At 50.9% G+C, this 25,421-nt stretch carries 21 protein-coding genes and 1 tRNA gene; 12 read left to right on the top strand and 10 right to left on the bottom strand.

Going from position 1 to position 25,421, the window contains the following annotated elements; genetic code table 11:
* Position 1: 1 nt before the first annotated feature.
* Positions 2-1,102: an efflux RND transporter periplasmic adaptor subunit gene (locus tag CDA54_RS04305; RefSeq protein WP_099033778.1), complete on the bottom strand. Its 1,101-nt coding sequence runs from the start codon at positions 1,100-1,102 to the stop codon at positions 2-4.
* A gap of 153 nt (positions 1,103-1,255) precedes the next feature.
* Between CDA54_RS04305 and CDA54_RS04300 the strand changes: the two genes are divergently transcribed.
* Complete coding sequence (locus CDA54_RS04300) at positions 1,256-2,173, top strand: M14 family metallopeptidase (protein ID WP_099033777.1); 918 nt, start codon at positions 1,256-1,258, stop codon at positions 2,171-2,173.
* 151 nt (positions 2,174-2,324) lie between these two features.
* Here CDA54_RS04300 and typA read toward each other — a convergent pair whose 3' ends face one another.
* Entirely contained in the window at positions 2,325-4,166 is a 1,842-nt protein-coding gene (gene typA / locus CDA54_RS04295) for a translational GTPase TypA (protein ID WP_099033776.1), read from the bottom strand.
* Positions 4,167-4,764: 598 nt separating this feature from the next.
* On the opposite strand from typA, the gene glnA reads away from it, so the two are divergent.
* From glnA to glpK, 5 genes are all read left to right on the top strand, one after another.
* Positions 4,765-6,174, top strand: a complete 1,410-nt coding sequence (gene glnA / locus CDA54_RS04290; RefSeq protein ID WP_099033775.1) for a glutamate--ammonia ligase — start codon at positions 4,765-4,767, stop codon at positions 6,172-6,174.
* A 219-nt stretch (positions 6,175-6,393) separates the two neighbouring features.
* The gene (locus tag CDA54_RS04285; protein WP_099033774.1) at positions 6,394-6,903 is read left to right on the top strand and encodes a DUF4124 domain-containing protein; all 510 of its coding nucleotides are present in this window, start codon (positions 6,394-6,396) and stop codon (positions 6,901-6,903) included.
* Positions 6,904-7,021: 118 nt separating this feature from the next.
* Positions 7,022-8,083 (top strand): nitrogen regulation protein NR(II), encoded by a 1,062-nt coding sequence (gene glnL / locus CDA54_RS04280; RefSeq protein WP_099033773.1) that lies wholly within the window; start codon positions 7,022-7,024, stop codon positions 8,081-8,083.
* Positions 8,083-9,492, top strand: a complete 1,410-nt coding sequence (gene glnG / locus CDA54_RS04275; protein ID WP_099033772.1) for a nitrogen regulation protein NR(I) — start codon at positions 8,083-8,085, stop codon at positions 9,490-9,492. Before glnL ends, glnG begins: the two co-directional genes overlap by 1 nt.
* Before the next feature lie 47 nt (positions 9,493-9,539).
* On the top strand, positions 9,540-11,042 hold the full coding sequence (glpK, locus tag CDA54_RS04270) for a glycerol kinase GlpK (protein WP_099033771.1): 1,503 nt from the start codon (positions 9,540-9,542) through the stop codon (positions 11,040-11,042).
* Between the two features lie 43 nt (positions 11,043-11,085).
* On the opposite strand, the gene CDA54_RS04265 is transcribed toward glpK, so the two are convergent.
* Complete coding sequence (locus CDA54_RS04265) at positions 11,086-12,045, bottom strand: hypothetical protein (protein WP_099033770.1); 960 nt, start codon at positions 12,043-12,045, stop codon at positions 11,086-11,088.
* A gap of 133 nt (positions 12,046-12,178) precedes the next feature.
* Positions 12,179-14,290: a TonB-dependent siderophore receptor gene (locus CDA54_RS04260; RefSeq protein ID WP_099033769.1), complete on the bottom strand. Its 2,112-nt coding sequence runs from the start codon at positions 14,288-14,290 to the stop codon at positions 12,179-12,181.
* 129 nt (positions 14,291-14,419) lie between these two features.
* On the opposite strand from CDA54_RS04260, the gene CDA54_RS04255 reads away from it, so the two are divergent.
* The 3 genes from CDA54_RS04255 (at position 14,420) to CDA54_RS04245 (ending at position 16,820) form a co-directional block, all read left to right on the top strand.
* On the top strand, positions 14,420-15,571 hold the full coding sequence (locus tag CDA54_RS04255) for a PepSY-associated TM helix domain-containing protein (protein WP_099033768.1): 1,152 nt from the start codon (positions 14,420-14,422) through the stop codon (positions 15,569-15,571).
* Positions 15,571-16,044, top strand: a complete 474-nt coding sequence (locus CDA54_RS04250) for a hypothetical protein (RefSeq protein WP_099033767.1) — start codon at positions 15,571-15,573, stop codon at positions 16,042-16,044. Before CDA54_RS04255 ends, CDA54_RS04250 begins: the two co-directional genes overlap by 1 nt.
* A gap of 77 nt (positions 16,045-16,121) precedes the next feature.
* On the top strand, positions 16,122-16,820 hold the full coding sequence (locus tag CDA54_RS04245) for an SOS response-associated peptidase family protein (protein ID WP_099033865.1): 699 nt from the start codon (positions 16,122-16,124) through the stop codon (positions 16,818-16,820).
* A gap of 945 nt (positions 16,821-17,765) precedes the next feature.
* Here the strand turns inward: CDA54_RS04245 and CDA54_RS04240 are convergent.
* The 6 genes from CDA54_RS04240 to mutY form a co-directional block, all read right to left on the bottom strand.
* The gene (locus CDA54_RS04240) at positions 17,766-18,677 is read right to left on the bottom strand and encodes a discoidin domain-containing protein (RefSeq protein WP_099033766.1); all 912 of its coding nucleotides are present in this window, start codon (positions 18,675-18,677) and stop codon (positions 17,766-17,768) included.
* A gap of 76 nt (positions 18,678-18,753) precedes the next feature.
* Positions 18,754-20,319 carry an aminotransferase class V-fold PLP-dependent enzyme gene (locus CDA54_RS04235; RefSeq protein ID WP_099033765.1) on the bottom strand — a complete coding sequence of 522 codons (1,566 nt, stop codon included), beginning with the start codon at positions 20,317-20,319 and terminating at the stop codon, positions 18,754-18,756.
* 145 nt (positions 20,320-20,464) lie between these two features.
* The gene (locus CDA54_RS04230) at positions 20,465-20,929 is read right to left on the bottom strand and encodes an Lrp/AsnC family transcriptional regulator (protein WP_099033764.1); all 465 of its coding nucleotides are present in this window, start codon (positions 20,927-20,929) and stop codon (positions 20,465-20,467) included.
* Between the two features lie 326 nt (positions 20,930-21,255).
* A tRNA-Phe gene (locus CDA54_RS04225) sits at positions 21,256-21,331 on the bottom strand.
* A 176-nt stretch (positions 21,332-21,507) separates the two neighbouring features.
* Positions 21,508-21,783 carry an oxidative damage protection protein gene (locus CDA54_RS04220; protein ID WP_099033763.1) on the bottom strand — a complete coding sequence of 92 codons (276 nt, stop codon included), beginning with the start codon at positions 21,781-21,783 and terminating at the stop codon, positions 21,508-21,510.
* 9 nt (positions 21,784-21,792) lie between these two features.
* Entirely contained in the window at positions 21,793-22,851 is a 1,059-nt protein-coding gene (gene mutY / locus CDA54_RS04215; RefSeq protein ID WP_099033762.1) for an A/G-specific adenine glycosylase, read from the bottom strand.
* Between the two features lie 73 nt (positions 22,852-22,924).
* Here mutY and CDA54_RS04210 point away from each other — a divergent pair, with 73 nt between their 5' ends.
* The 3 genes from CDA54_RS04210 to CDA54_RS04200 are packed head-to-tail and all read left to right on the top strand — an operon-like array spanning position 22,925 to position 25,401.
* Entirely contained in the window at positions 22,925-23,629 is a 705-nt protein-coding gene (locus tag CDA54_RS04210) for an alpha/beta fold hydrolase (RefSeq protein WP_099033761.1), read from the top strand.
* 51 nt (positions 23,630-23,680) lie between these two features.
* On the top strand, positions 23,681-24,391 hold the full coding sequence (trmB, locus tag CDA54_RS04205; RefSeq protein ID WP_099033760.1) for a tRNA (guanosine(46)-N7)-methyltransferase TrmB: 711 nt from the start codon (positions 23,681-23,683) through the stop codon (positions 24,389-24,391).
* Positions 24,391-25,401 carry a methyltransferase gene (locus CDA54_RS04200; protein ID WP_099033759.1) on the top strand — a complete coding sequence of 337 codons (1,011 nt, stop codon included), beginning with the start codon at positions 24,391-24,393 and terminating at the stop codon, positions 25,399-25,401. The genes trmB and CDA54_RS04200 overlap by 1 nt, the downstream gene beginning before the upstream one ends.
* The last annotated feature ends 20 nt before the right edge of the window (positions 25,402-25,421 follow it).

The following is a 25,421-nucleotide window of genomic DNA, read 5'->3' as shown; positions in this document are numbered from 1 at the left end:
CTCAGTTAAACACTTGCACTTGCTGATCCAAAAGCGTAACGGGCTGGCCATCGCGCAGAAAGGCTACACCGGCAACTGCAATGATTTCTCCGGCCTCCAGTCCTGAGGAAATATACACTTCGTTGTTGAGCAGATTTTCGGTTTGTACCTGACGCTTACTGACCTGTTGTTTTTCTGCGTTATACACAAACACATGGGCTGTTTGTCCGTCCCCCGCGGCCACCGCCGCCACTGGCACTTTAATACTGGTTCCACGATGACCGCTACGGCCTGTTGCTTCAAAAGTGAAATCTACCTCAGCCGTCATGCCTGCTCTTAACCGGGAGGGTGCGTTTGTCAGCCTTACCACCACCGGAAACGCATTTGCCGCCTCTGCACGGGTGCCAATTTCGCTGACAATACCCTCAACCGTAAGGTTCTCGGCAGCGGGAAAATGCACGGGCACCTGCATATCCCGGTGAAGTTCCTGAATTATCGTTTCTGGCACCATGACTCTGGCTTCGAGGCCATGATTACCTTCAATCTCAAACACAGTCTGGCCAGCGGCAATCTGCATGGAGGGTTCAATTAATCGACGGGTAATGACACCGTCATAAGGTGATACCAGAACGCTGTCCTGAAGATTTTTACGGGCAATGTCCAGTTGCGCTTCTGCCACTGCTGCTGCGCTGCGAGCGGTCTCATAGGAACCTTTGGCATTATCAAACCCTGAGCGCGATACCACGCCCTGTTCAACCAGTTCGGCATAGCGACGATATTCGTTTTCTGTTTCGGTGAGGGTGGCTTGTGCTTGCGCCAGTGAAGCCTGAGCGGATTGCAGACCAAGAGTGAAATTACGTTGTTCCAGACTGGCCAGTTGCTGATCACGGCGTACAGATTCACCGAGCTTTACCGATACCGTGGCGACTTTGCCATTGACTTCAAAACTCAGATCAGTGGCTTCGACCGGGGCCAGGGTACCGGATAAGCGACGAATTTGTTCAAGCTGTACCGATTGCACCTGCATCCAGGCAATGGGGCGAATATTTTCCTGAGACGTCTTGATGGGTTCCTTACACGCAGACAATGCCAACAGGCTCACTATTATCATCAACGTGCGCATACTCAGTCCCTCTTTATGGTAATGGCTCTATCCTACAGATCCGATGAGTATCATAAAAGTCTTTAGTCTGTTTCTGCCGGCCTTTATTTGGGTAAGGCGAATAAACCTTTGTTATGATGCCAGACAGGAGAAAATGACTCAGTGACATCTGTTATGACAACATCTTACCCTATCGGCACACCGGGAAGAGCCTGGAGCGATAAAGAAAAAGCACAATGGCTGGCGGCGCAGCAGATAAAGCGTAGCTATAGTGATGACGTGGTCAGCCAACTCGACGCCTTGCCGGCGAATTTTGATGTGCAGCAATATGGGCAACTTGATTATGCTGAACAACGTTACCCGTTGTTTGGTATCAGAGGGCCAGGCTGGCAGGATGATCGTCCTGCCGCTTTGATTACCGGTGGTGTGCATGGCTATGAAACCAGCGGTGTGCAGGGGGCTCTGGGGTTTCTGAAGGACGTAGCGCAAGATTACAGTGAGCGGATGAATTTACTGATCGCGCCCTGCATCAGCCCCTGGGCTTATGAAACCATCAACCGCTGGAATCCAGAGACACTGGATCCTAACCGCAACTTCACAGCGTACAGTCCGGTGCCTGAGTCGGCATTGGTAATGGCCTGGGTGCAAAAACAAAGAACCGATATTCTTGTTCATATTGACTTACATGAGACAACGGATTCAGACAACGCGGAATTCAGGCCGGCGCTGGCTGCGCGAGACGGTGTGACCAATCATAACTGGAATATCCCCGATGGTTTTTATCTGGTGGGAGACAGTAATAAACAGGAACCTGACTTCCAGCAAGCGGTACTGGATTCTGTGAGTAAGGTGACGCATATTGCTGAGGCCGACAATGAGGGCAAGCTGATCGGCTCTCCTGTTGCGCGACGCGGTCTCATTTACTATCCGACGAAAGAATACGGGCTATGTATCGGCTTTACTGACGCCAGATATAAAACCACTACGGAGGTGTATCCGGACAGCCCGAGGGCAACACCACAGCAGTGTAATGAGGCGCAAATAGCGGCAGTGACAGGTGCGCTGGACTATATCCTTAAGCGACTACCCTGATAAGCCACAAAAGAAGCTTTTACCGCAGAGCCGCAGTTTAAAGATCCTGATTGCCATCAGGATGACGTGATTATTCTTGTAACTGAAAAAACAAAAAAGCCGCAGAAGAATTTCTTCTGCGGCTTTTGCGGTACGCTTGTGGGCGGCGATATTAATCGCTGCTTCTGGATGCCCGCTTACGTTCGTTTTCAGTCAAAAACCGTTTGCGTAACCGGATATGGTTAGGCGTGACTTCCACCAGTTCGTCATCGTCGATAAATTCGAGAGCCTGTTCCAGGGTCATTCTGATCGGTGGTGAGAGCGTCAGCGCTTCGTCAGTTCCGGCCGCCCGCACGTTAGTCAATTGCTTGCCTTTAAGGCAGTTTACGGTCAGATCGTTTGAGCGACTGTGAATACCGATAACCTGTCCTTCATAGACTTCTTCACCATGACCGGTAAACAGACGGCCACGTTCCTGCAGATTAAACAGCGCGTAGGCCAGTGCTTTGCCTTTACCGTTTGATATCAGTACGCCATTGTTACGCTGGCCGATGCGACCACCCACATGGGGTTGGTAACTGTCAAACGTATGATAAATCAGGCCGCTACCGGATGTCAGTGTCATAAAGTCGGTCTGGAAACCGATCAGGCCACGGCTGGGAACCATAAAGTCGATACGTACCCTGCCTTTACCATCGGGGTTCATATCGCGCATTTCTGCCTTACGCAGGCCAAGCTGTTCCATTATGGAGCCCTGATGCTCTTCTTCGATATCCACTGTCAGCATCTCGAAGGGCTCCAATAATTGCTCGCCCTCTTTTTTAAGAATAACCTCAGGGCGCGATACAGCCAGCTCGTATCCTTCGCGGCGCATATTCTCTATCAATACACCAAGGTGCAATTCACCACGGCCCGAAACCCGGAACTTATCCGGATCTATGGTCTCTTCGACACGCAGGGCGACGTTGTGCTTCAGCTCGGTTTGCAGGCGTTCAAGAATCTGTCTCGAGGTAACAAACTTGCCATCCTGACCCGCAAACGGTGAGGTATTAACCTGAAAGGTCATGGTCACCGTTGGCTCATCCACAGTCAGGGCCGGCAAAGCTTCAACGGCATCCACGGCACAGAGCGTATCAGAGATTTTCAGTTCACCCAGGCCGCTGAGGGCAATAATGTCACCGGCTGAGGCACTTTGTGCTTCGTAACGGTCCAGGCCCAGATAGCCAAATACCTTGCCAATTTTGCCATTGCGCTTGCTGCCATCAGCACCCACAATCGTTACCTGCTGGTTCACCTGAACCTGGCCTTGTTTCAGACGGCCAATACCAATAACGCCCAGATAGCTTGAATAATCTAACTGGGAAATCTGCATCTGCAGCGCGCCATCTGGATTGGCATCAGGCGGAGAGACTTTCTCAACAATGGCTTCAAACAGGGGAGTCATATCACCGCCCGTGGCGGTTTCGTCCATACTGGCCCAACCCTGTAATGCTGAAGCATAGACAACGGGGAAATCCAGTTGTTGATCGTTGGCACCCAGATTGTCAAACAGGTCAAAGACCTGATCCATTACCCAGTCAGGACGGGCTCCAGGGCGGTCAATTTTATTGATCACCAGAATCGGATTAAGACCGTGTGAAAAAGCTTTCTGGGTTACAAAGCGTGTCTGTGGCATGGGGCCATCTACGGCATCCACCAACAGCAACACAGAGTCGGCCATCGACAACACCCGTTCAACTTCGCCGCCGAAATCGGCATGTCCCGGAGTATCGAGAATATTAATCCGGTAGTCCTGCCAGTTTATCGCAGTGTTTTTAGCCAGAATGGTAATGCCGCGCTCTTTCTCCAGTGCGTTTGAGTCCATTACCCGTTCATCAGCATCTTTGCGGCTGTCCAGGGTACCAGACTGCTGAAGCAGTTTGTCTACCAGAGTGGTCTTGCCGTGATCGACGTGAGCAATAATGGCAACATTGCGTAAGTGATTGAGATCAAAATGTTTTGTATGGTCGTGCATTCATAGTTCCTGGCTTTGGGTGCCTTTTGGGGGGGCCTAAAAAATTCTTTGGCGTTCCGCATGGTTCACAGTGGGCGCGGATTATACGGAAACATGGATGGTATAGATAGTGCAAATATTGGCCTGATATTTTTACCTGCCCCCGATTTACTGGTCATCGTTTTATCCGCTGGCGATCTATAGTGCAGGTATACCATGGCGCTGGCCTGTCATGGATATGTTTGGGGCAGATATGCTGATCGGCTGGGCCGCTCATAGTCTGCTGGCGGATTGTTTAGTTTTTATTATAAAAAAGAAGCGGCGAAAATATGCGTCAGTTAATCGATGAGTAAGTTCAGACGACTGAATTGGTTATTGCACCAAATTGGAATTCGGCTACCTTTAGGTGCAACAGAAGCGGAATCGCAGCCCAAAATGGTGCAGTAATGCACTAATTCAGTGCGATGACAATTTGTAATGTGCCGTGGTTGCGGGGTCATGCACCGGCAGAGTGCGGCTTGCAGCCAGGCTAATATGGTTGGCACGATTATCGCTTCGTTAGGAGCAACGGTATAGAGTGAAATTATTCAGCCTTTAAATATTCAACCTGGAGGACATAATGTCAGTACAAAAGGCCCTGGATTTAATCCAAGAAAGCGAAGCAAAATTTGTAGATCTGCGGTTTACCGATACTAAAGGTAAAGAGCAGCACGTTTCTATTCCTTGTTCTCTCATTGATGAAGAGTTTTTCGAAGAAGGCAAGATGTTCGATGGTTCTTCCATCTCCGGCTGGAAAGGTATCAACGAATCGGACATGATTCTGATGCCCGACCCTGAATCAGCGGTACTGGACCCCTTTTCCGAGGAAACTCAGGTGAATATCCGCTGTGATATCGTCGAACCCACCACGATGCAGGGCTATGATCGTGACCCTCGTTCCGTGGCCAAACGTGCCGAAGAGTATCTCAAATCTACCGGTATCGGCGATACGGTACTGATTGGCCCCGAGCCAGAATTCTTTATGTTTGATGATGTGCGTTTCCACACAGATATGGCCGGTTCATTCTATGAAATCGATTCAATGGAAGCCAAGTGGAACTCAGGTGCAGATATTGATGGTGGTAACATGGGTCACCGTCCTGGCGTGAAAGGGGGGTATTTTCCCGTTCCACCTGTTGACTCAGCGCATGATATTCGTACCGCCATGTGCCTGGTAATGGAAGAAATGGGTTTGTATATTGAGGCGCATCACCACGAGGTTGCTACAGCGGGACAGAATGAAATTGCCTGCCGTTTTAATACCCTGGTAACTAAGGCTGATGAGATTCAGATCTACAAGTATGTCGTGCACAATGTGGCCGACGCCTATGGTAAGTCTGCTACCTTTATGCCGAAGCCGCTCGTAGGAGATAATGGTTCCGGTATGCATGTACACCAGTCGATCAGCAAAGACGGCAAGAACATCTTTGCGGGTGATAAATACGCAGGACTGTCTGAAGAGGCGCTTTACTACATTGGCGGTATCATCAAGCACGCCCGTGCTATCAATGCCTTTACCAATGCCTCAACCAACTCTTACAAGCGTTTGGTACCCGGTTTTGAAGCGCCTGTGATGCTGGCTTATTCAGCCCGTAACCGCAGTGCATCAATCCGTATTCCACACGTGAGCAGTGCCAAGGCTCGTCGTATTGAAGTGCGTTTCCCTGATCCTACTGCCAACCCTTATCTGGCCTTTACCGCAATGATGATGGCAGGTCTGGACGGTATTCGTAACAAGATCCACCCTGGCGATGCCATGGATAAGGATTTATACGATTTGCCTGCTGAAGAAGCCAAAGAGATTCCGACCGTCGCTTCCTCATTGGAGATGGCGCTGGATGCATTAGACGCCGACCGTGACTTCCTCCGGGAAGGTGGCGTTATGTCAGACGATATGATTGACGCTTACATTGGTCTTAAACGTGACGAAGTTGAAAAACTGGCGATGTCCACTCATCCGGTTGAGTTCGATATGTATTACAGCGTTTAAATGCTGAACCAATAAAAAAAGCGCCTTCTGGCGCTTTTTTTATGTCCTCGGTCCGATAAATCGGTGCAATGTTAAATGGTTAAAACTGAAAAAGTAGGGCAGCGGTCAGTGTCCTTCCGACATGGGAATTAACCGACATACCTTTGGGTTGCAGCAGACTGGTAAAAAACAGCGTAAACTGAGTCTGGAATGGTTATGGAAACTGACTAAGGAGGCGCAATGCGTTATTTCTGGTTAATGCTGTTGCTGATGACTACTGCGCAGGCAGACACGCTGTATAAAGTTATCAAAGCCGACGGTACAGTGATGTACACGGACCAGCCTGTGGCGGGTGCCGAGCCTGTCGAGCTGCCAAGAGTCAATACCGCTGAGTCGCTGGCTGCGAAGAATGCTGCTGCGTCACGCAATAAGAGTGATCGACCCGAAGTACAGTATCAGTTGTCCATTCTTTACCCTAAATCACAGCAAACCCTGCGCGATAACCAGGGCAAGGTGACTGTGGTTGCACAAATGCAACCTCAGACAACAGGTGCCGGTGCCTTTGAATTATTGATGGACGGTAAGTCATTGGCGACGAGCCCTTCCCCACGTTTTGAGCTTACGGAGGTAAACCGTGGGGCTCATACTATCGAAGTGCGCTATGTAAACAATTCAGGCAAGGTACTTGCATCATCTTCCCCAACAGAGTTTTTCCTGCATCAGGCCTCAGTACTGAACAGGCCCCAATAGCCGCTGCATTGCCCTAAAGGGCCTGGCAGAAATACTGAGACTGACAAGGCAAATTTCAATTGCACTATTTTGGTGCGTTGCTATCTTTGCAGGCAGTGTCAATACATAAGGGGATGCGGTGACAACCTGGTCAGCACAAAATCTGGTAAGTAATTTGTCGGTGGGGATACTGGTTGTAGATGAATCTCTTGCGGTTTGTTTTGCAAATGCTGCCGCTGAATCTTTTTTTGAGCAGAGTTGTAATCAGTTGCAGGGCCAGGCTCTGAGTAAAATTTTTCTCTATTCGAGTCTGGATACGGCGCGTTTGCATAAAGCAATTCGCTATCGCGACAGCTTTTCAGATGGCGAGGTGCAACTGACCTTTGCCGACGGTCGCCACACGCTGGCAGAAATCACAGTTTCCAGTCTCGAAAAAGAAAACAACAGCTATTTGCTGCTGGAAATTAAACAGATCGATAACCTTAAACGCATCAGTCAGGAAAATCAGCAGTGGGCGCAACAGCAGGCAGCCCGTGATCTGGTGCGTGGTCTGGCCCACGAAATCAAGAACCCGCTCGGCGGTCTGCGCGGTGCTGCACAATTGTTAGAAAAAGAACTTGCCGATCTGGAGTTACAGGAATACACCGGATTGATCATTGAGCAAGCCGACAGGCTCCGAAATCTGGTTGATCGGTTGCTGGGCCCTAATCATCCACCGCGATTCAAATGGCACAACCTTCATCAGCTACTGGAAAAGATTCGAACCTTGCTGAGTCTGGATGATATTGCTGAAATTGAACTGTACAGGGATTATGACCCGAGCATCCCCGAGGTTTGGGTAGACGACGAAAAAATCCAGCAAGCGGTACTGAATATTGCCCGTAATGCGGTGCAAGCCCTGAAAGGCAAGGGGAGAATCGATTTTATCACCCGTATCGAGCGTCAGGTGACGATTCACGGGACTCGGTACCCGTTGTGTGCCCGTATTCGTATTATTGATAATGGCCCCGGTATTCCGGAGCAACTCAAAGACACGTTGTTTTATCCGATGACCACGGGTAATCAGGATGGTACAGGACTGGGGCTGTCTATCGCTCAGACACTGATCGACCACCACCGGGGCAAGATTGAAGTGGATAGCTGGCCGGGCCACACTGAATTTACCATTTACCTGCCAATAGATAAGAAGGAGCCAAAGTGATGAGTGCTGCACCGGTTTGGATAGTGGACGATGACAGCTCGATTCGCTGGGTATTACAAAAAGCGTTGAAAAGTGCCGATATTGAGTGTTTCAGCTTTGAAAATCCACAGGATTTACTGTTGCAGTTGAATGCAGAACAACCCCCGCAGGTGATTGTATCCGATATTCGCATGCCGCAGATGGATGGCATGGAGCTTTTGGAGGAGGTGCATAAGCAGTATGCCAATATGCCTGTGATAATCATGACCGCGCACTCCGATCTCGACAGTGCGGTAAATGCCTATCAAAGTGGCGCCTTTGAATACCTGCCCAAGCCGTTTGATATTGACGATGCGGTAAGTCTGGTGAAACGGGCGTTGTCACATGCGCGAGAACAACTCAAACAACAGACACATCAGGAACCGGCTATCGTCACTGAAATTATCGGTGAAGCCCCGGCCATGCAAGAGGTGTTTCGGGCCATCGGCAGGCTGTCACGCTCCAGTATCAGTGTGCTTATCAATGGTGAGTCTGGTACCGGTAAAGAATTGGTGGCACAGGCGCTGCACCGGCATAGTCCGCGTTCCAAAGAGCCCTTTATCGCGCTGAATATGGCTGCAATCCCCACTGATTTGATCGAGTCTGAACTTTTTGGTCATGAGAAAGGCGCCTTTACCGGTGCTCAGACTACCCGTCAGGGGCGTTTTGAACAGGCTAACGGAGGAACCCTGTTTCTGGATGAGATCGGGGATATGCCATTGGATGTGCAAACCCGCTTATTGCGGGTGCTGGCCGATGGGCAATTCTACCGGGTTGGTGGACATAATCCGGTAACGGTGGACGTGCGTATTATTGCGGCGACCCACCAGAACCTCGAACAACGTGTGGCTCAGGGTAAATTCCGTGAAGACTTGTTTCATCGACTGAATGTTATCCGTATCCATATTCCGCGCTTATCAGAGCGTCGGGAAGATATTCCGCTGTTGGCGGGGCACTTTCTGATCAAGGCGGCAAAGGAGCTTGAAGTGGAAACCAAGATGATGGGCAAGGAAACCCGGCAGATCCTCAGCAAGCTGCCCTGGCCTGGTAATGTGAGGCAACTGGAGAATCTCTGCCGCTGGTTAACTGTGATGGCCAGTGGACAGGAAATCATCCCGGCTGATTTACCCCCCGAGCTTTACGAGCAACCCCTGACCAGGGAAGAGGAGCAACAAGGCCGTAACTGGCAAACCTTACTCAGCCATTGGGCGGATAAGCAATTGCAGGCTGGTGAACAGGACATCCTCAACGAAGCCCAACGTCTGATGGAAAAAATTATGCTTGAGCGGGCTCTGCATTATACCCATGGCCATAAGCAGGAGGCGGCAAGAAAGCTGGGCTGGGGCCGCAATACGCTGACCCGCAAACTAAAAGAACTGGATGTGCAATAGTCAGGATATGGTATAGGGTTATCATAATGTCGCGATAGAGGGCACTTATGAGCCGTTATCTGTTAGGTATTGATCATGGCACAACCAGTTCGAGAGCCATATTGCTAAGCCCGCAGGGAGAGATAGTGGATATGGTGCAGCAGGAATTCCCTCAGCACTATCCCCACGCTGGTTGGGTCGAGCACCAACCTGATGATCTCTGGCAAAGTGTTCGGTATTGCTGCACCACCCTGTTATCCCGTAATCAACTCAGCGGTGAAGATATTATTGCCCTGGGCATAGGTAATCAGCGTGAGACTACGCTTATCTGGGACAAGGATACCGGGGAGCCGATATACAATGCCATTGTCTGGCAGGACAGACGCACAGCCGCCTATTGCCAGAAACTGGCAGCGGAAGATCCGCAACTCGCAGCCCGGCTTCAGAGCAAAACAGGATTATTGCTGGATCCCTATTTCTGCGCCAGCAAGATCTACTGGATCCTCAATAATGTGCAAGGCGCAAAAGTGCAGGCCATGCAGGGCAAGCTGTTGTTTGGCACCGTGGAAACCTATCTCTTGTGGAAGCTGACCGGTGGCAAATACCACTGCACCGATGCCACCAACGCTTCGCGCACGCTTTTATTTAATATTCACACCCAGCAATGGGATGAAGAATTATTAGTCTTGTTTGATATTCCGCCCGCTATGCTACCCGGTGTTTGCGACAATGCGGCCGAATTCGGTCATACGCAGCACGAATTACTGGGCGGGCCAGTACCGATTCTGGCTATGGCAGGCGACCAGCAGGCTGGGCTGATTGGCCAGTGCTGTTTTGAGCCTGGCATGGCTAAAAGTACCTATGGCACCGGGTGTTTTCTTATGCTGAATACGGGTAAGCAGGCACTGCTATCTCAGCATCGTCTGCTGACAACCGTTGGCTATCGTTTACAAGGTGAGGTCACCTATGCCCTTGAGGGTAGTATTTTTATGGCCGGGGCCACGATTCAATGGTTGCGTGACGGTCTGAATCTGATCCAGCAGGCCGGCGAATCGGAAGCCCTGGCTAAAGAGGTGGGGATCGATCACGGCGTACTCCTGGTGCCGGCGTTTACGGGTCTTGGCGCCCCTTATTGGGATCCCGATGCCAGAGGTGCCATTCTCGGGCTGACCAGAGATACCGGGATCAGGGAAATTGTCAGCGCCGGTTTGCAGGCCGTGTGTTACCAGAGTAAGGATTTACAGAAATCGATGCAGGCAGATGGGGTGCGGCCAACTGACTGGCGGGTGGATGGCGGCATGGTGGCCAATGACTGGCTGATGCAGTTTCTCGCCGATATGCTCGGTGCCAATGTCAGGCGCAGCAGCATCGCCGAAACCACTGCCCTTGGTGTGGCGTATCTGGCAGGTTTGCAGGCAGGAGTGTTTCAGTCACTCGAACATATTGCAGCACTCTGGCAGCAGGACAAGCTGTTTACTCCGAAAATGGCCAAAGCCCAGCGTGACAGGCTTTACGCCAACTGGCAGCAAGGGGTTAAACGTATTCAGACCCGAAATCCGGACGCCCTCTGACAAACTGAATCAGACCCGGGCATAAACACAGCCCGCACCGAGTTCAGATATAGAAATCAAATTGTTGCATCAGGCCTAACTGGTTGCCCTGGTAGATAAAGGCGCCGCTGCGGCGCAGTCGGGCCTGGTTTTCTCCTTCCGGAGCAATATCGGCCCGGGTGTCGGCACCCTGTAGCAACAAGCCATCAACCTTGAGATCTGTAAGGGAAAAAAGCTGTTTACCCGCGCCTGGCTGCCACCAGTATAGCTGGTCAAAGGCTTTATCATTACTGTTTAGCCAGCCGTCGCTATTGCTGTCCATTGCGCTGATATCAGCCCAGGCATCACCGCTGTGGGCACCGATAAGTTCTTTCGAACTGTCCATTTCTCCGTTTCTATTCACATCCCTGACCAGATAACCGGCGTCACCTTCGGGTGTGGGCAGGCGGTCTGTATTGCCATCACTGTCGAGATCGAAGGGGGTATCGCCGTTAAAGCTTACCGCCTGCCAGTCGAAATTCAGTACCAGTGGATCTTTCAACTGCTGTGCTGTCATCACGCTGAGGCTGTCGGTTATATTCAGTTGCTCCCAGTCCAGTGAGGCAGAAAAAGCGCTGTTCTGGCCATCTACACCCTGAACCTGCAGATCAAACTGCAACTGATAGGCCTGATAATCCAGCGTCTGCTCGCGGACTAACAATCTGGTTTCAGCTTCAACCTGCGCGGTCTGTTGTGCTGATTCAGACTGGTTATTCTTATTTCTTAACTGGCTGGGGTCGTACCATTCCAGTTCACGGCCTGACATCAGTTCAATCAGGCGCTTCTTGAGAGTCTGGCGGTAATCCTGATCACTCTCGGGCTCTTCATCGCTGTTGAGCTTTTCAGCTTTGCTTATCTGAATGCTACGTTGCGGTTGCATCTCAGATTCAGGAACGGCCCCCTGTCTGCCTATGACCTCGCGCTCGCGGTGAAACATTCGTTGTTGAGTCAGCCCGAAGCTGGCCTGATATGATTCAATCTGCATAATCCTCACTCCTCTATTGACTATCGGCTTGAGGTGATGGCTTTTTATACTGCGGGGTAGGATTTAATCCGGGTTGATGATCGAGGCAGGGAAATACTGCCCGGCAAGAAGGTTTCCGGGCAGTGACTGTTGCTTACCAGCTATAACGCAGGCTGACTTGCAGGTTACGCTCCGGGCCCCAGAAGCCCTGATTGTAGAAGTCGATGCTGGAGTAGTACTTTTTATCCAGCGCATTGTTGAGGTTGATCTGTGCCTGCAACTGGTCGTTGATGTCATAGCTGGCCATCAGGTTTACCAGAGTGTAGGCATCCTGGCGGGCGCTTTCGCCGTTGGGACCCACACCCGGATTGACCATTTCACTCTGCCAGTTAATATTGGCACCCATTTTAACCTGGTCACTAATCCGGTACAGACCGCTTAGCCTGACCATGTCTTCAGGAAGGTAGGTCTTGAAGGGGCTGCCATCGGCCTGCTCAGATTCGCTGTGGGTAAAGCTGAAGTATAAATCTAACTGGTCACTGGGATTACCGTTCACTTCCAGCTCATAGCCCTGATTCTGAGCACCTTTGACGGCAACAGACGGGAAGCTGCCATCGGGCAGAGGCTCAGTGAAGTTTGGATCGAGTACGGCCACATTGTCTTTCTCCACCTTAAACAAGGAAAAGCTGGCGGTCAGCGCCTGATCGAAGAAATCCCCTTTGACGCCGATTTCAGCATTGCTGCCCTCAACGGGGTCCAGTCGCCGGTTATCAGCGTCTTTGGCATCCTGGGGCTGAAAAATTTCCGTATAACTGATGTAAGCAGATATTACCTCAGAAAAATCAAATACCAGGCCAGCGTAGGGAGTGGTGACGCTGTCATGCTTGTAGTCACCGGTATCGCCCTCTACTTTATAGTCGCTAAGGCGGCTTCCGAGGATCAGGTTAACCTGATCATGCAGATTAAACTGTGCGGCGAGATAGGCGCCTTGCTGAGTGATGGTCTCTGAACCGGAACTCGCAGGTTCCTGACCAAAAGGCGGTTTGGATACGCTGCCGTCCCACTCCAGGAAATTGCCCACAGGTACGGCTTCCAGAGGGCGAAATGAATCAGAAGTAATATCCTGCTGTGAATAAAGCAAGCCGGCGGTCAGGTTATGTTCACGGCCCAGCAGGGAAAAAGGACCCGATGCCATAAGGCGCAGTGCATCCTGTTCGCGCTTAGACTGATAGATCAGCGGGCTGGTGCCCATTCCGAGGCCGGTTTCTTTGTCCGGTAAGCCATACAGATACAATAGATGGCCATCCATTTCACCCTCGCGGCGTTCCAGTTCTGCATGAATATCCCAGCCATTGTCAAAAGCATGTTCGATGGACGCAAAGGCGTTAGTGCCATCGCGCTCCCACTTTGTCCACTGGGCTGCGGTGGTAGTGGAAACCGGCAAATCGTCAGCCGGGCTGCCGTCGGCATAAAACAACGGCAGGGCACCCCAGGTCGAACCTTTGGGATTACGACGGCTGTGATCCAGCCCCACGGTCAGACGGGTCTGGGCACTTAGATCTGCGGTGATCACACCGTAAAGCTGGAGATCGTCTTTTTCCGCCAGATCCACGTAACTGTCACCCTGTTCATAGGCGCCGGCAACACGGGCATTCACCGCTCCGTCTTCAGACAGTGCCAGAGAGTGATCCAGTTCCAGACGGCGCTGGTTCCATGATCCGACACGGGCATTGATGTATCCGCCACCTTCGGCTTTTGGGCGTTTGCGGATCAGGTTGATCGCAGCAGAGGGTTCGCCTGCTCCGGTGAGTAAGCCGGTTGCTCCTCGCACCACTTCAACACGCTCGAAAATGATGGTGTCGGTGACGGCATCATTGAAGAAGCTGTTGTAGTTAACCGGTACGCCATCGAACTGGAAATTGGTGATGTCATTACCCCGGGCGCGGAAAAAATAGCGGTCGGTTTCTGCCCGCTGCGCCTGCAGCCCCGGTGCAAAAGTCATAATGTCGGCAATACTCTCTAGCGCGAAACTGTCGATAAACTCACTGCCGATGATGGACACGGACTGAGGAGTCTTGCGCAGGGTCAGAGGCAAGCCGGTGGCGGTACTGGCTTTATCCAGACGGCTGCCCTGCACTTCAAGGCGTTCGATTTGCTGCTGCTCCTGAGCAACTGCCGGTAAAAAACAACTGGACCAAACTATTGTCAACGACAAGACCGTGCTAAGGCGTGAACGAATGAAAGGGGGCTTTGTGCTTAAGACCATGATGACTCCTGCTAATCGAATTAAGGAGCCGGAGTATAAATGAAAACTATTCTCGTTAACAGTTATTGATAATGGTTCTTATTCCTTTTATCATCCATTGATTGGTCTTCTCTATCAGGGCTCTGTTTAATGCGGCAACGATTCTGGTTCAGGCTACATGGTTGGTTTTCCCTGCCCATCTGGCTGATATTTTGTTTTGTCTGTATCACCGGCACTATTGCCGTGTTCAGCCATGAGCTGACCTGGCTGACCAACCCTGATGCCCGTGCCAACAATCCGGATAATCTGCCGGCCAAACCGGTTGCAGAGCTTGTTGAGCGAGTCGAGCAAGCTTACCCCAGCGCGGATGTGGGAACGGTGATCACCTTTGAGCCTTATCTGGTCAATGCCATAGTATTTACCGACGCCGATAAACCCTTTGCCATCGCCTATGTGAACCAGTACTCCGGTGAAATTCAGCAAATCAATCAGGGCATCACCTTTATCAACTTTATGCGCTCGCTACACGGTTGGTTACTGTTCCCCTGGCAAAGTGGCTACAGTGTGGGCTATTACCTGGTATCGGCAATGAGCATTGTGATGCTCGGAGCACTGGTAACCGGCCTGATTATTTACAAACGGTTCTGGCGCTCTTTTACCCGGCCCAAAGTGCGGGTTAATCAGGGGCGCAAAACCCTGCTTACCGACTTACACCGGCTGGCAGGTGTCTGGTCTATCTGGTTTCTGATGCTGATGAGCCTCACCGGTTTATGGTATCTGGTTCAGCAGATTTTCTGGCATGCAGATATTGATATTGAACCCCATACTCCCCTGGTGGAAGCAAGACAATTGCCGCAAGCGGGTCAGCAGGCCCCGGCTATGATTAGTTTTTCCGAAGCCATGGATATTGCCCATAAACACTATCCTGATTTTAACGGTGCCTACCTGATGATGCCGGAGCATAACCGTGACATGTATAAACTGATGGGCGGTGGTGACCACATTTTTTATGATCAGTATTCTTATCGTCTGGCGATTAATCCCTGGACAGGTGAACTTGAAGAGGCCATTGAACCGGCTAATATGACGGCGCTGCAAACTATTCAGCATATTGCCGATCCCTTGCATTACGGCACCATAGGTGGCATCTGGACGAAAGTGATCTGGTTTATATTTGGATTGATCCTCTCTGGCATGTCGATTACCGGCTTTATGATTTGGGGAAGTCGCACCGTACGCGCCGCCCGACAACGGCGCAGTCCGGCAGAGCAACAAGGTACGCTTGCTGAGGGAGCTCACTGATGGCAAGACGAAAGGATACTTTCTGGCACAGATACAAATATAAACTTAATGGATTGGTGCTGATCCTGCCTTTCTGGTTTTTGTATCAGCAACTCACGCCCACTTTCCCTGCTGTCTGGGGCAGTCAGAAAGCCGGCCCCTACGAGATAACGGTAGTGCCTTCTGATATGGAGCCACCCTATGCTCATCATGGCGACTACGTGAAAGATTTCACCTTAACTTTTGCCGCCGGAAAAATCAGCAGTATTCGCCAGGGGTATGTCAGCATCGGCCCGCAACCAATGCCGCTGGTTAAGCTGCAACAGGGCGAAACCGGAATACTGCACGGCAATCGTCATTCTCAGCATGTGCATGCCATCGCGCCTGAGCATATCGCCCGGGGTGACAGACTGTGGCTGAGAATACAGGACTGGCAGGGAGAGGAACATGTCGTCAGCTGGCCAATGCCGCACGTGTTGGTTAGTAAACGCTGAACCTGAATCAGAGATGAATTGCTGAATCACCAGTGATAGCCTGTTAGCTGAGGCTTGGATTGTTTGGCAGTGTAAAAATGTGCGGCAGACTCAATGTAATCGACGACCCGGGTGTAAGAGATCTCTGTGATCAGCTCGGCATTTCCCTGTGGCCTGAACAGGGGCAAATCTTCAGTCGTTTTATTCGGGCTGCTCAGCCCGTTTCTCTGATACGACAGCTTCAGGGTAAACGCTGCATGCAAAATGCCATCTGGTGGTTGTTACTGGAGCCGACCATCGAGGGGTTTAAGCCTTCCCGCTTTGCCAGCTTTAATACCCGTTACGATAAACTGGATGTTCCCCGTAGCGCCGGATTTCACGCATACCGCCACAGCCGCTGTATCATTCCGGTAAAAGGCTTTGGTGAAACCGAATACCAGAACGGCAAGCCTGTTCACTACCATGATCTTGAAGCCGAGGCGGGCCAGGCGCTTGCCCTGGGTGGGCTATGCCGTGAATGGCATCATCACTCAACCGGCCAACATATGCTTTCCTGTTCCGTCATTACGCTAACGTCACATCCAAAACTGGTGAATATTCATGGTAAATCGATGCCACTGATTCTGCCGCAGCAGGACGACACGCTGTCACTTTGGCTGGATGAAAGTATTACCAACACTGAGATTTTTAATGACTTGCTCGCTCCGAAAATTCCGGCAAATCTCATCGCTACCCCAATTGATAAGCCCGCTTCCCATCAGCCCGTGGCGGGTCCATTTGTGATTGAGGCGGACTGAATACGCAAGCTGTCTCATATGACGATATGGCTGTTACCCAGGTTGCGCTCATACCAGGCTGCCATGGCTTTGGGATCTTTGGCACGGAAAAAGAGCCCGCCAATGCCGGTTAATGTCAGTCAGTTAAGGATATTCAACGGCATAGATTGAGGTTTTAAGAGACATTGACCTCCCTGTCTTTCATGTCTCTCGTCCCTTCGAGCCAGTTACCTTTGTAAGGACACAAAGGTAACCGAAAAGTCCCTCGCTCAGGACAGCTTCTGATTCCGTTTCCGAAACAGGCTTACTGGTCGCACCGGCCTTAGGTAACATCCATGTAAGGGTGGCGGCCTCTGGCGAACGTCCCTGTTCGTCAGTGCGGTAAGCCTGCTTCTGCAACGGGAAGCTGTATTCGCGGTATATACCCCCTAAAAACGCCACGTCCGGACAGGGCGACGTGTAAAAGGCGGATAATTTTCACAGGATGAAAATTAAGCGGAGACTGAACTTCGGACGTGAATCTCCGCGACCGGCTTTCGCCATGGAAGGACTTTGTGTGGCGTTAGGGGCGTGCTTTCTTTTGGTTACTTTTCTTTGCACGAGCAAAGACAATTTGGTCGGGAACCAAATTGGACAGCTTTAGCTGGCCTGAAAGGCATTGGGCAGGGATGCCCAATGCAAAAGTCACTGGCACACCAGGGATGGTGTGTCATACCTGCAGGGACAGCCAAACTATCTAGTTTGCTGGAAGGTATGAAAAGGTATAAAAATGCCAGTCAGCTTAACTGACTGGCATTTCGCCAATGCCGGTGACTTTTTGCATGGTCGTTTCCTTATACAGATTGCAGACACTCACTATATGTACACAATACACAAAGTACCAATATTTGCACTTTGACCAACCACACTAACAGTGCATCAGGTCGGTTACTGGTGAAGCATACCGACCTGACCTTTACGAAGGCGTTAACCCTGTTTCTGGTATAGCTCCAGTTCGTCTATCTCAATATATTTACCATCACCGAAATTGTTGAGAATCTGCAGGCGTAGATATTTTGCTTCAACAGCGGAATTAAAATTACCGGTTTGATCGGCAATGTTCGACAGCCGGAATGACTCGTGATCGACAAAGTTCTCGCCATCATTGGAAACCTGTACCACCACATCCCGTGGCCCCCGGCCCAATTGAGAGGCTTTTTCGTTGAGTGTGATACGCATGCCGGAAATTTTTGCTTTCTGACCAAAGTTCACCTGGATCCAGGCGTCCATACCCTGTTCCACTGGCAGCAACCACAAACCGCGGTTGATCTTCTCTCCGGCATCTTCATTGACTTTGCCAGACCAGGTATGGCCATCGAACGCGGCAGCCGGAACATCGTCGCGGTAGTAACCGCTGGCGGTATAGCTGGCCTGTGTAAGTCCATTACTGCCAATCATGGCGATATTGCCGTACACACCGGTTTCAATCAGTTTGTCACCTTCTCCGCCAATAGGATCGGAGCCATCACCATAGCCATCGGCGGCGGTCGCCGCCACATACTCTACTTCACACCTGGCACTATTATCCGGTACATAGCCGACACGGATTTTCTGGTTTGTATTTCTTGCCAGCATCAGAAAGTCGAGCCAGTTCTGCCCTACCGGCGAGCCGGACTGAAATATCAGCGGCCAGCTTCCTTCCTGACACAGCAATATATTGTCGTCATCCTGGTTTACCCCTACCAAAACACTGCCGGTTTTAGTGATCATCAGGTCGGTCACTTTACCGGCATATTCCTGAACAGATTCCTCCGCCACAGACCCGGCAAAGGGGGTCAGTAAAGCCATTGTTGCCGCAATCTTCTTCATTTTTGCTCCAAATTCCAGTACAGATTCCACTACCTGCTCCTATGCGCAACAGATGTAGCAATTTATGTGCCTGAAAAAGAAGACAAAAATATGGCGCTAAGTTATTTCAGGAGGGATTCCGTTCACTCAGCCCAGCCATCAATCGCTTTAACCATTGGTTTATCTTTGCCGGGTCTGTGGGGCTGTTTTGTGTGTTGTGGCTTTCAGGCTCAGCCGGAAGCGGCGAGAAATCAGTCAGTGATGGCAAACTTGTGGGCTGTTTACCAATGAAATCCCCGAGGTGCGGATCAAACTGATAGTCCCTGGCCCAGTCTGTGGCATTCTCAATAACCCGGGCCACTGCATCGACAATAAACCGGGCTTCGTCATCTGTATTGATCGGATGTAGTGAGATCCTGACCCAACCTGGCTTTTCTGTCAGATCACCCTGATCGATTTTACCGGTAATGTCGGCAGACTGTTGCTTGTCTACATTCAGCAGAATATGGCCGTAGGTTCCGGCACAACTGCACCCACCGCGAACCTGGATGCCGAATTTGTCATTCAGAAGCCTGACAATCAGGTTGTAATGCAGGCCGGGTGCATAAAAGGACACGATACAAAGCCTGTCTCTGATTTTTTCCTCCAGCAGATAAACGCCGGGAATGGCAGATAAGCCACGCATCAGTATTCTGGTAAGCTGAGCTTCTCTTTGTATCATCTGTGATGTGCCCAGGGCTTCTTTTAACTGAATTGCCAGCGCCACTTTAATCACCTGCAGAAAACCCGGAGTGCCACCATCCTCTCTGATTTCAATATCGTTGTAAAAACCCTGTTGCCCCCAGGGGTTAGTCCAGGTAACAGTGCCGCCGCCTGGCTGGTCAGGGTAGGTACTGGCATAGAGTTGTTTATCAAATACCAGCACGCCGCTACTGCCGGGGCCCCCCAGGAATTTATGCGGAGAGAAGAAGACAGCGTCCAGCTTTTCTTCCGGATCCTCGGGGTGCATGTCGATGTCAACATAGGGCGCGGAACAGGCAAAATCTACCAGGCAAATCCCGCCATGACGGTGCATGATTTTTGCCAATGTATGGTATGAGGTTTTGATTCCGGTCACATTGCTGCAGGCGGTAAAGGAGCCGATTTTTAACGGCCGATCGCGATACTGGCGTAACAGTGCAGCAAGATGTGTTTCGCTGGGCTTACCATCGGCACCCCGGTTCACAATTTCTACGGTAACCTGACAGGTATTCCAGGTGGTTTGATTGGAGTGGTGCTCCATATGTGTAACAAATACCACAGGTTTTTGCTCTTCGCTGAGCGGTGGCTGGGCACCCTCGGATGCTCTTAGCCCCATCATTCGCTGCAGTTTATTAATCACCGTGGTCATGCCGGAGCCGGCGCAGATCAGGGCATCGTTGTCGTCTGCATTGACATGCCTTTTTATGACCTGCTGAGCCTGATGATAAAGCTGGGTCATCGTTGAGCCGGTCAGATTCGTCTGGGTATGGGTATTGGCCACATAGGGCCCGATGTGATGAGTCAGATATTCTTCAATGGGGGCATACAGCCGACCACTGGCTGTCCAGTCTGCATACAATACAGGGGTAATCTTTCCGCCAATATTATGCTGTAAGTCCTGACCAATGATGTGATTTCTGAATTTTTGAAAGTGAGCTGTTAACTGATTCATAAGAGCGCTTAGTCGCCTGAAGATGTCAGCTATTGTGCCTGTGCAGGCGTAGAAAAAGTTTACTCAATCAGCACCGGGCCAGGAAAAATTAGAAATAACTTCTTCAATGAAAGAATAATTAGAAAACCATTCCCAAGAGTGCTCTTTACTTGTGAATATAGTCCAATGGGACCTCAGTGGAATACTTCATCTGCTCCATCGCGAAACTGGAGCTGACATCAGAAAATCCGGCCTGGCTGATCAAACGCTTATAGAAGTTGTCATAGGCTTTCATGTCCGGGACTAATACTTTAAGCAGGTAGTCGGTTTCACCGCTCATTCGATAAAACTCGGTAATTTCAGGAGCGTGCTCGGCAAAATCGGTCACTGAGGTCAGCCACCCGGGGTTATGCTGGTTGGTTTTCAGGTGCACAAAAACCGTCAGGCCAAGGTTTACCGCTTCGGTGTCAAGTAACGCTACCCGCTTGCGGATCACCCCCTGCTTCTCGAGCTGTTGTATGCGTCGCCAGCATGGGGTCTGACTCAGCCCCACACGCTCAGAAAGCTGCGCCAGTGATATTGAACAATCACGTTGTAATTCAAATAATATTTTCTTGTCGAAACTGTCCATGTAGATAAATTTTCTTTAATTGGATAAGTACCTAGAAAATACCGGTAATTAGCAGGGAGTCAAGTAGGCAAAATGCTCCCGGCATTTTTGTCGAACCAGGCGGTGGTTCTCATCCAGCTCTGAGCCCCCAAAAGGAAAAGTAGTATGCTAAGAGGCGGACAAAATGGTCTGGAACCATTTGGGACATCCGCAGGATGGTCGCGAAGCGACGAACTACAGGGATGTAGTGAGCAATCTAACGCGGCTTGCCGCGTGAGAGCGTCTGGCAGTGTTTTAAATAAAAAAAGCCCCGCTGTATTTCAAGCGGGGCTTTTTTTATTTATTAATGGTGCCCAGAGGCGGAATCGAACCACCGACACGAGGATTTTCAATCCACTGCTCTACCGACTGAGCTATCTGGGCGCGCTGTGGGTGCGTATTAAACGGATTTGCACCGCTCAAGTCAACCTCTTTTTTAGAGAATTGGTGTCTTTGCGCAAGGATTAAGCAGAATAAGGTGAAAATTTCCGCTTATGGTCAGTTATGCGCTTTCTCTGAATCATCCTGCGCACTCAAGTCGGTGAAACAGAGTCGCTTAATCAGTCTTGTGTTGGTGGCACATAGCCGTCTATCTTTACGTCTTTGCCTTCAAACAGGAATGCCTGCATTTCTTTCTCCAGCAAGGCGCGGTGCTCAGCATCCATCATGTTCAGCTTTTTCTCGTTGATCAGCATGGTCTGTTTTTTTTGCCATTCGGCCCAGGCCTGCTTGGAGATATTGTCAAAGATACGCTTGCCCAGCTCACCGGGATAGAGCTGGAAATCCAGCCCTTCGGCTTCTTTATTCAGGTATTGGCAAAATACGGTGCGGCTCATGATCAGTTCCTAATTTTGTTGGTCTGAGGTTTTGGTCAGTGTACTAAAAAGTTTGCTGGTTGGCGCGGCCAGTCCGACATTGGCAGGTTGCTTAAGATCGTACCAAAGCTGTTGGTCCTCTCGCACAGCGTCAGCCACAGGTGGTGATTTAAGTTGCAGTAACAGCGGCTGGATATGCAGATGAAAATGGCTGAAGGTATGGCGAAAGGGATTGAGCTGCTGCGTTTCAAATTCACCCAGTTTCAGTTTATCAGCCATAGGCTCAACCTGTTGGGGGGTATCCACCTCATAGAAACCCCACAGGCCTCCCCATAGTCCCGAAGGCGGTCTTTTATAAAGCAGAACCTGTCCCTGCCACTGTGGTAACAGCATCACAGTGTGTTTCTCAGGCAGCGTTTTACGTGGTTTTCTGCCAGGGAACTCATGTTGCCGGTTGCTGAGTCTGGCTTTGCATTCGGTGTTTACCGGGCAGGCGTCACAATCCGGCTTACTGCGGCTGCACAGGCTGGCACCAAGATCCATCATCGCCTGATTGTAGTCGGCTACCCGGGTTGCCGGTGTCAGTGCCTGCGCCAGTTGCCACAGACGTTTTTCCACCGCTTTTTCGCCGGGCCAGCCACCTATTGTCCGATAGCGGCTCAGAACCCGTTTTACATTTCCATCCAGTATGGCGTGGTGCTGATTCAGGGCCAGAGACAAAATCGCTCCTGCGGTGGAACGACCGATACCTGGCAGAGCCACGACCTGTTCCAGTGTATCGGGGAAGTGCCCCTGATACTGCTCACAAATTATCTGTGCGGCCTTATGCATATTTCTGGCGCGGGCATAGTATCCAAGCCCTGTCCAGTGATGTAGTACGTCATCCTGTGGCGCTTCTGCTAGGTGGCGAATGTCAGGGAAGCGCTGCATAAAACGCTGATAATAAGGGATCACCGTATTCACCTGGGTTTGTTGCAGCATGATCTCTGAGACCCAAACAGAATAAGCAGTCTTGTTTAATTGCCAGGGGAGATCCTTGCGTCCGTGCTGATCGAACCATTGCAGAATGTTATCTGAAAACGCTGTCACGGGGTGGGTTTGTCCTGGTTACTGCGGATTGAACTGATATGATACTACCTGAACCAATAAAGGCACCAGTCAGATGCAGGAACCCGTCGTTTTTCTCCCCGGCACACAATGTGATGAAAGACTGTTTTTACCCTTGTGGCGGGAAATGTCCTTGTCTGACCGGCGCTATGTGCCATTGCAATGGGCCGAAACCCTGGAGCAGATGGACGGCCTGACGGACTATGCGGTTGCCGGAGACAGGGTGCATCTTGTTGGATTCTCTATGGGAGGCTACATCGCCAGTCGTTTTGCGCTGGCTAATCCGCGATTAGTCGCGTCTCTGACCTTGATTGGCTTTTGTAGCGCCGGGTTAACTGCGGCAGAGAAACAGCACCGACAACTGGTTATCCGGGCACTGGAAAAAGGGCCGCTGAAAGCCATGCCTGAGTCGCGTTTGGTACAAATGGTCAACATTGATGGTGTCAATGCGCAGCAAGCCATACAGAGTATTCGGGAAATGGAGCAGGATTTGGGCTCCAGCGTGCTTAAATACCATCTGCAATCGGCCTCAGAGCGAGGTGATCTGACCGCTGCACTGGCCAACAGTGGCCTGAAAATTAACCTTATCAGCGCAGAGTTTGATCAGGTTGCCCCGCTGCAGAAAATGCAGCAGATGCACCAACAGATCCCCGGTAGCCGCTTTATCTTACTCGCTGATAGCGGCCATATGGCGCCACTGGAGAGCCCGGGTGTCCTGGCACAGGCATTATATTCGCTTCACTCCGGTGCCAATGTATAATACGCGCCCATTTGCTATCGACCCAAACCCGATTTAAGAGTGCCAGAGACCATGACCGAACAGCAGGCAGACACCAAACAAGGCGTGTACATCCGTAAAATTCGCAGTTTTGTTAAGCGCGAAGGCCGTCTGACACAAGGCCAGGCCCGCGCCATAGATAATAACTGGGCAGCTATGGGCCTGACCATGGAACAGGGTATGCTGAATCTTACTGAGGTGTTTGGTCGCAGCGCCCCTGTGGTGCTGGAGATTGGCTTCGGTATGGGAAAGTCACTGGTACAGATGGCGGCCGCTGAACGGGATAAGGATTTTATCGGCATTGAAGTTCACCGCCCGGGTGTCGGTGCGTGCCTGATGGATGCTGAAGCCGCTGAACTGACCAACCTGCGTGTACTGGAGGCAGATGCGGTTGAAGTACTGGAGCAGTGTATTCCGGATGGCAGTCTTGCCCGTCTGCAATTGTATTTCCCCGATCCCTGGCACAAAAAACGCCATCATAAACGCCGTATCGTACAACCGGACTTCGCTAAACTGGTACGCCATAAACTACAGGTTGGCGGTGTCTGGCATATGGCCACAGACTGGGAAAATTATGCACAGCATATGCTTGAAGTGATGTCTGAAGCCCCCGGCTTTATTAACCGCTCAGAAAGCGGAGACTATGTGCCGAGGCCAGATTTCAGGCCAGAAACCAAGTTTGAACAACGGGGTCAGCGGTTAGGCCATGGCGTCTGGGACCTGATGTTTGAGCGGGAGGCCTGATGCTAAGCCCTGTAAGTCAGTTATTAGTACGTAATCGTCAGCGCTTCACTGGCCGCTGGTTACTGGTTAACCCCCAGGATGCACAGGTGTTTCAGGAGCTGGACGGGGATATCTGTGGTTTTCATCAGTACTTTGATATTTATACTCAGGCGTGTGAGCAGGGGCAGGCTGACAAACACCATTTTGGTGTGAGCTACCCGCTCAAGCAAGCGTTTGACGGCATTGTCATTATGATGCCCAAGGCCAAAGAGCAGGCGCAAATGCTGATTGCTAATCTGGTGCATTGCCTGGTGCCTGATGGGCAGATGCTGCTGGCCGGAGATAACAAAGGTGGGGTAAAAAGTGCACCTAAGCTATTTGCTCCGTATAGCGAACATTGTGTAAAGCTCGATTCTGCACGCCACTGCGCGTTATACGGGATGCAGCCAGATAAGCCATTGCCTGAGTTTGCCGTAGACAACTGGCTGAAAGAGGTAACGCTTAACGTTGGCAAACACCAGTATCCGATCGCATTTTTGCCAGGGGTGTTTAGCTCCGGCAGTCTCGATCCGGCTACCCGTATGTTGTTGGAAAACCTGCATCCGGTGCCAAAGGGCCGCGTTCTGGATTTTGGTTGTGGTGCTGGAGTGATTGGTTGCTATCTGGGCCTGGAAAACCCGCAGGCTGAGGTGGTGATGGCAGATGTCAGCGCTCTGGCCTTGTATTGTGCCGAAAAGAGCGCCACAAACAACGGGATTAAGGCAACAGTGATCCCATCTCATGGTCTGAACGCCATTGATGGCAGTTTCGCTGCGGCCTATACCAATCCCCCTTTTCATACCGGTTTAAATACCGATTATGATGTTACTCTGGGGTTTATCCGTCAGTTGTCCAAATTCCTGCAACCCGGGGCGGTGCTGCAGTTGGTGGCCAACGGTTTTATTCCTTATTTACCGATATTGCAGGAAAATTTCAAAGCGGTAAAGGTTGCCGCCGAGTCAAGTAAATTCAGGCTTTATCTGGCGAAGTAGCAGCGCACTATTTTAGTGCT

This window comes from Lacimicrobium alkaliphilum (genome assembly GCF_002591895.1).
GTDB lineage: Bacteria > Pseudomonadota > Gammaproteobacteria > Enterobacterales > Alteromonadaceae > Lacimicrobium > Lacimicrobium alkaliphilum.
This window is presented reverse-complemented; position numbering and strand designations above follow the sequence as displayed.

Excerpts from the sequence above, each read along its gene's own strand:
- CDA54_RS04305 (WP_099033778.1), bottom strand. The coding sequence starts at position 1,102 with ATGCGCACGTTGATGATAATAGTGAGCCTGTTGGCATTGTCTGCGTGT.
- CDA54_RS04300 (WP_099033777.1), top strand. The coding sequence starts at position 1,256 with ATGACAACATCTTACCCTATCGGCACACCGGGAAGAGCCTGGAGCGAT.
- typA (WP_099033776.1), bottom strand. The coding sequence starts at position 4,166 with ATGCACGACCATACAAAACATTTTGATCTCAATCACTTACGCAATGTT.
- glnA (WP_099033775.1), top strand. The coding sequence starts at position 4,765 with ATGTCAGTACAAAAGGCCCTGGATTTAATCCAAGAAAGCGAAGCAAAA.
- CDA54_RS04285 (WP_099033774.1), top strand. The coding sequence starts at position 6,394 with ATGCGTTATTTCTGGTTAATGCTGTTGCTGATGACTACTGCGCAGGCA.
- glnG (WP_099033772.1), top strand. The coding sequence starts at position 8,083 with ATGAGTGCTGCACCGGTTTGGATAGTGGACGATGACAGCTCGATTCGC.
- glpK (WP_099033771.1), top strand. The coding sequence starts at position 9,540 with ATGAGCCGTTATCTGTTAGGTATTGATCATGGCACAACCAGTTCGAGA.
- CDA54_RS04265 (WP_099033770.1), bottom strand. The coding sequence starts at position 12,045 with ATGCAGATTGAATCATATCAGGCCAGCTTCGGGCTGACTCAACAACGA.
- CDA54_RS04260 (WP_099033769.1), bottom strand. The coding sequence starts at position 14,290 with ATGGTCTTAAGCACAAAGCCCCCTTTCATTCGTTCACGCCTTAGCACG.
- CDA54_RS04255 (WP_099033768.1), top strand. The coding sequence starts at position 14,420 with ATGCGGCAACGATTCTGGTTCAGGCTACATGGTTGGTTTTCCCTGCCC.
- CDA54_RS04250 (WP_099033767.1), top strand. The coding sequence starts at position 15,571 with ATGGCAAGACGAAAGGATACTTTCTGGCACAGATACAAATATAAACTT.
- CDA54_RS04245 (WP_099033865.1), top strand. The coding sequence starts at position 16,122 with ATGTGCGGCAGACTCAATGTAATCGACGACCCGGGTGTAAGAGATCTC.
- CDA54_RS04235 (WP_099033765.1), bottom strand. The coding sequence starts at position 20,319 with ATGAATCAGTTAACAGCTCACTTTCAAAAATTCAGAAATCACATCATT.
- CDA54_RS04230 (WP_099033764.1), bottom strand. The coding sequence starts at position 20,929 with ATGGACAGTTTCGACAAGAAAATATTATTTGAATTACAACGTGATTGT.
- CDA54_RS04220 (WP_099033763.1), bottom strand. The coding sequence starts at position 21,783 with ATGAGCCGCACCGTATTTTGCCAATACCTGAATAAAGAAGCCGAAGGG.
- CDA54_RS04210 (WP_099033761.1), top strand. The coding sequence starts at position 22,925 with ATGCAGGAACCCGTCGTTTTTCTCCCCGGCACACAATGTGATGAAAGA.
- trmB (WP_099033760.1), top strand. The coding sequence starts at position 23,681 with ATGACCGAACAGCAGGCAGACACCAAACAAGGCGTGTACATCCGTAAA.
- CDA54_RS04200 (WP_099033759.1), top strand. The coding sequence starts at position 24,391 with ATGCTAAGCCCTGTAAGTCAGTTATTAGTACGTAATCGTCAGCGCTTC.